The following is a 5090-nucleotide window of genomic DNA, read 5'->3' as shown; positions in this document are numbered from 1 at the left end:
TGCCCTTCCTCGGAGAAGTTCGCGAAGCCCACTTCTCCGAGGAAGGGCACCAGCCCGGAGGCGGCCCCAGCGCGAGACCGTCCCGGATGCCTATCTACTCGTTGTCGCCCGCGGTCATCTGCGTTGCGGAGAGCGCGCCGTCGGCAGCGGTTGCAGCTGCTGCGTCGGGCCAGACCCAGTCGGTAAAGGCCGGGTGATCGTAGCCCTCATCGCACGCGAACTCGAAGGCCTCGGTGCGGAATGCCTCCCACTTATCAATCTGCTCGGCAAACTTATCGGCGTCGACCATGCGCAGCACGTCGGCGGCCAGTGTCCAGCGGTCCATGTTGTTCAGGCGCAGCATGTCGAACGGCGTTGTCGTGGAGCCTTTCTCCTCGTAGCCGTGGACGCGGAAGGCATCGTGGCCGGGGCGGTTCCAGATCAGGCGGCGAATCGTGCCGGCATAGGCGTGGAACGCGAAGAGGACGGGCTTCTCGCCGCAGCCGAACAGCTCAGCCCAGCGCTCGTCGCTGAGAGCCTGGTCGTTCTCGCAGACGTTCTGGATCTTGAGCAGATCGACCACGTTGACGAACCATACCTTGATGCCCAGCTCGCGCAGCATGTCGGTTGCAGCCAGAGCCTCAAGCGTCGGCACGTCGCCGCAGGTGGCGACCACGACATCGGCCTCGGCGAGCGAATCGGCGGTCGATGCCCACTCCCAGGTCGCAACGCCCTCGGCGAGCTCCGCCTTGGCCTCGTCGACCGTCTGGAAGGTCGGAGCAGGCTGCTTGCCGCAGAAGATGGCGTTGACGCAGTCGGTGGACTGGTAGACGCGCTCGGCAACGGCAAGGGCCATGTTGGCGTCGGCCGGATAGTAGGCATTCACGATGTGCGTGTCGTTGGCCTTGTTGAGCAGCAGGTCGATAAAGCCGGGGTCCTGATGCGAGAAGCCGTTGTGGTCCTGACGCCAGACGTGGCTCGACAGCAAAATGTTAAGGCCGCTGATGGGGGCACGCCACGGAATCTCGCGCTTGGTAGCCTCGAGCCACTTGCAGTGCTGGTTGACCATGGAGTCGACCACATGGACAAAGCTCTCGTAGGAGCTCCACACGCCGGAACGGCCAGTGAGCACGTAGGCCTCGAGGAAGCCCTCGCATTGGTGCTCGGACAGCTGCTCGACGACCTTACCGGAGCCTGCCAGCAGCTCGTCGTTGGCCTCGTCCTCGTAGAAGCCGGCGTCCCACTGCTTCTTGGTCACCTTGTAGGCAGCCTGCAGACGGTTGGACGCGGTCTCGTCGGGACCAAAGATGCGGAAGTCATCCATGTTCTTGGCCAGAACGTCGGCAGTGTACTCACCAAAGACGCGGGCGGCCTCGGTGGAGCCCCAGCCATGACCCTTAGTTGCGACGGGGACCTCGTGGGCATGAATATCGGGCAGCTCGAGCTCGCGACGCACCTTACCGCCGTTCGCGTTGGGGTTGGCGCCGATGCGCAACTCGCCGGTCGGCATAAAGGCCGTCACCTCGGGGCGCACCTGGCCCTCGGGCGTAAAGAGCTCCTCGGGCTTGTAGGAACGCAGCCACTCGCGCAGCACGCGGAAGTGCTCGTGGGTGTCCTTGGCACTCGCCAGCGGCACCTGATGCGCGCGCCAGGAGTCCTCGGTCTTCTTGCCGTCGATGTGCTTGGGGCAAGTCCAGCCCTTGGGCGTACGGAACACAATCATGGGGTAGGCCGGGCGGACCACGGTCTCGCCTGCGGCGGCCTGGGCCTGCGCGGTGACCTTGATGTCACAGATCTCGTCAAAGACCTGCTCAAACAGGGCAGCGAAACGCGCATGAATGCTTGCGTGGCTCTCGTCGTCAAAGCCGGCGACAAAGAAGTGCGGCTTATAGCCCATGCCCTCAAAGAACTTGGTGAGCTCCTCATCGGACACGCGGGCAAGGATGGTGGGGTTGGCGATCTTGTAGCCGTTGAGGTGCAGGATCGGCAGGACGATGCCGTCGGTTGCCGGGTTCACGAGCTTGTTGGACTGCCAAGAGGTCGCGAGCGGACCGGTCTCGGACTCGCCATCGCCCACCACGGCCACGGCCAGCAGGCTCGGGTTGTCCATGACGGCACCGTAAGCGTGGCTGAGCGTGTAGCCGAGCTCGCCGCCCTCGTGGATGGAACCGGGCGTCTCGGGCGCAAAGTGGCTCGGGATGCCGCCGGGATAGGAGAACTGGCGGAAGAACTTCTGCAGGCCTGCCTCGTCATTGGTGATGTCGGGGCGAATCTCGCGGTAGGTGCCGTCGAGCAGCGACTGAGCAGTACCGGCGGGGCCACCGTGACCAGGGCCCATCAAGAAGATAGCATTCTGGTTGTGGTCGGCGATCAGTCGATTGACGTGGCCGAACAGGAAGTTGATGCCGGGCGTGGTGCCCCAGTGGCCAACCAGGCGGTGCTTAACGTCCGGACGACCGAAGTCGCGCACCTCACCGGTTTTCTCGTCGACAAAGTCGGGGCGCATTAGCGGGTTAGAGCGAAGGTAGATCTGACCGACGGACAGATAGTTCGATGCGCGCCAATACAGGTCGACGCCCTCGAGCTCGGAAGCCGGCACCTCGTGGCCCAGCTTTTGCCACGGCGTCCCCAGTGTTTTAGCCATTGTTTATGTCCCTTCGCTGTGCGGTCACCCTCCAATACGGCAACCTTTCGTTGGGACCAGTATATTTGCTAAAACGTTTTATCATGGTGAAAAAACGTTTTACCACCCTTATCAATCCCATCGATTAGCAAAACGCGACATTCACCTGCGGCGTTGATTGTCACAGGTGCTCCACATTCGGTCTCTGCAAATTGGTAAACGTGTTTAGTTGTGTTTAGTAAGCTCGAGCACGCTGTCCTTAACGATAAGCTCCGGCTCCAGAACGACCTCTTCGGCACGCCTGCCGCCCCTACCGGCAAGACGCTTGGACATGCAGCCAAAAGCATGCTCCGCAAGGACACCAGGGTCCTGCTCAATCGCGGTCAGCGCCGGCTCAAAGAGAACGTCGGCCGCCGAGTTGTCATAGCTCACCACCGAGATATCGCCCGGGATGCTCTTCCCCATCTCGTGCAAGCGCTTGAGCAAACCGAGGGCAATGTTATCCGAGCTTGCGAACACGGCAGTGGCGTCAGTTGCGAGCACTGCCTCCGAGGCCTCGTATGCGCTCGGAATGTAGTACTCGCTCTCAAACTCCAAACGCGCGTCGATCGGCAGGCCAACCTCGCGCAGCGCGCGCTCATAGCCGGCAAGTCGCTTGCGACCCGTATTGGAACGGCGGGCATTAACCAGGCAGGCAATACGGCGGTGGCCTTGCTCGATCAGATAGCGGGTGGCCATATAGCCGCCCATCTCGTGGTCGAACATCACCTTGTCGCACTCGAGCCCCTCAATGGCACGGTCGACCATTACGGCCGGGATGGGCAGGTGGCTGACTTCTTCGCGCAGGGCGCGGTCATCAGAGAACTCGTCACCCACCACCAGGAAGACGCCATCAACGCCGCGCGTCACCAGCTGGCGCAGCAGCTCCAGATCGTCATCGGCGCTTCCGCCCGAGCTGGTAATGAAGAGCGCATAGCCGTCCTCGCGGCAGCGCTTTTCCAGGCTACCGGCGAGCGAGGCAAAAAAGCGGCTCTCGATGTTAGGGACGATAAGGCCCAGCGTGCGCGACTCGCGCATGACCAGGCTGCGCGCAATCTGGTTGGGAACATAGTGGTTGCGCGCCGCGACCTCTTTGATGAGCTTGCGGTTTTCTTCCGAGATGCGACAGGGCCGATTATTGAGAACAAGCGAGACCGACGAGGGGGAAAGCCCCACCTCCTGGGCGATCTGCTTGAGGGTGACTTTGTTGGCCATCTCGCTCCTTCCGGGTTTACGCGCAATCTCTTGAAAGTATAGCGACTACCCCTCTACCTCGGTGATAAACACTTTACCAATCCGGTGGACGGCTGTTTTATCGCCGCCAGCGCACCAAATCCGTCCGGGTGGGGTATATTGCAATCGATTGATGACAACGACCACCAAAAGGCGGATATCCGTATGCACGAGAACGATTTTTTTAACGAGGACCTGCTGTGCGCGCTCGCTGGCGTTGCCGGCGAGGACAACGTGCTGATGAGCGAGCCCATGCGCGAGCACACCACGTTTAAGATCGGAGGTCCGGCCGACGTCTTTGTCACGCCCGATACTGAGCAGGGCCTCGTCGCCACGCTCGATACCTGCTATCGCTGCAATCTACCACTCACCATCGTGGGCAACGGCTCCGACTTGCTCGTCGGCGACAAGGGCATCCGCGGCGTCGTCGTAGCGCTGGGCGAGGGCCTCTCCGACATTACGGTCGACGGCACGCACGTCACGGCGGCAGCCGGCGCCTTGCTTTCCGATGTCGCAGCCGCGGCAGCCGAGGCCGGCCTTACCGGCATGGAGCCCATCTCGGGCATTCCCGGATCGGTCGGCGGTGCCTGCTACATGAACGCCGGAGCATACGGCGCTTGCATGGCCGATGTGCTGGAGTCCGTGCGCGTCTACAAGCCCGCACGCATGCTCGACGACGGCACCCGCGGTAGCGGCAGCATTATCGAGTTCGATGTCGATGAGCTCAACCTGGGCTATCGCAAGAGCCGCATTGCCGACGACGGTTTCATCGTGCTTTCGGCCACTTTCAATCTCGCCCCGGGCAACGCCGCGATGATCAAGGCCGACATGGACGACTACCGCCAGCGCCGCGAGGACAAGCAGCCGCTCGACATGCCGAGTGCCGGCTCCACCTTCAAGCGCCCCGAGGGCTACTTTGCCGGCAAGCTCATCATGGACGCCGGCCTGCGAGGACACGCCATCGGCGGCGCGCAGGTGAGCGAAAAGCACTGCGGCTTCATCGTCAACGCCGACCACGCCACCGCCGCCGATGTCGACGAACTCATCCGCCACATCCAAACAACCGTCAAAGACCAATTCGACGTGGACCTCGAACCCGAAGTCCACCGAGTAGGCGAATTCCTCTAAACAAAGAAGGCCCCGAAAGGGGCCTTCACTTTCTTTAATTCAGGCTTATAGGACAAAATGTGTGTCCCGATAGAACATCCGTTTCCAT

The 5090-nt window shown here is 61.9% G+C and carries 3 protein-coding genes; 1 reads left to right on the top strand and 2 read right to left on the bottom strand.

The genetic code is table 11. The annotated features are described in order from the left end of the window. Positions 1-94: 94 nt before the first annotated feature. Positions 95-2623, bottom strand: a complete 2529-nt coding sequence (locus tag DW180_RS09980) for a phosphoketolase (RefSeq protein ID WP_118238519.1) — start codon at positions 2621-2623, stop codon at positions 95-97. Between the two features lie 204 nt (positions 2624-2827). Beyond that, positions 2828-3856: a LacI family DNA-binding transcriptional regulator gene (locus tag DW180_RS09975; RefSeq protein ID WP_089573627.1), complete on the bottom strand. Its 1029-nt coding sequence runs from the start codon at positions 3854-3856 to the stop codon at positions 2828-2830. 183 nt (positions 3857-4039) lie between these two features. Here DW180_RS09975 and murB point away from each other — a divergent pair, with 183 nt between their 5' ends. Next, complete coding sequence (gene murB, locus DW180_RS09970; protein ID WP_117564858.1) at positions 4040-5002, top strand: UDP-N-acetylmuramate dehydrogenase; 963 nt, start codon at positions 4040-4042, stop codon at positions 5000-5002. The last annotated feature ends 88 nt before the right edge of the window (positions 5003-5090 follow it).

Source organism: Collinsella sp. AM16-21, assembly GCF_003471905.1.
Lineage (GTDB): Bacteria > Actinomycetota > Coriobacteriia > Coriobacteriales > Coriobacteriaceae > Collinsella.
The sequence above is the reverse complement of the archived record's forward strand: the minus strand, read 5'-3'. Positions and strand labels throughout refer to the sequence as shown.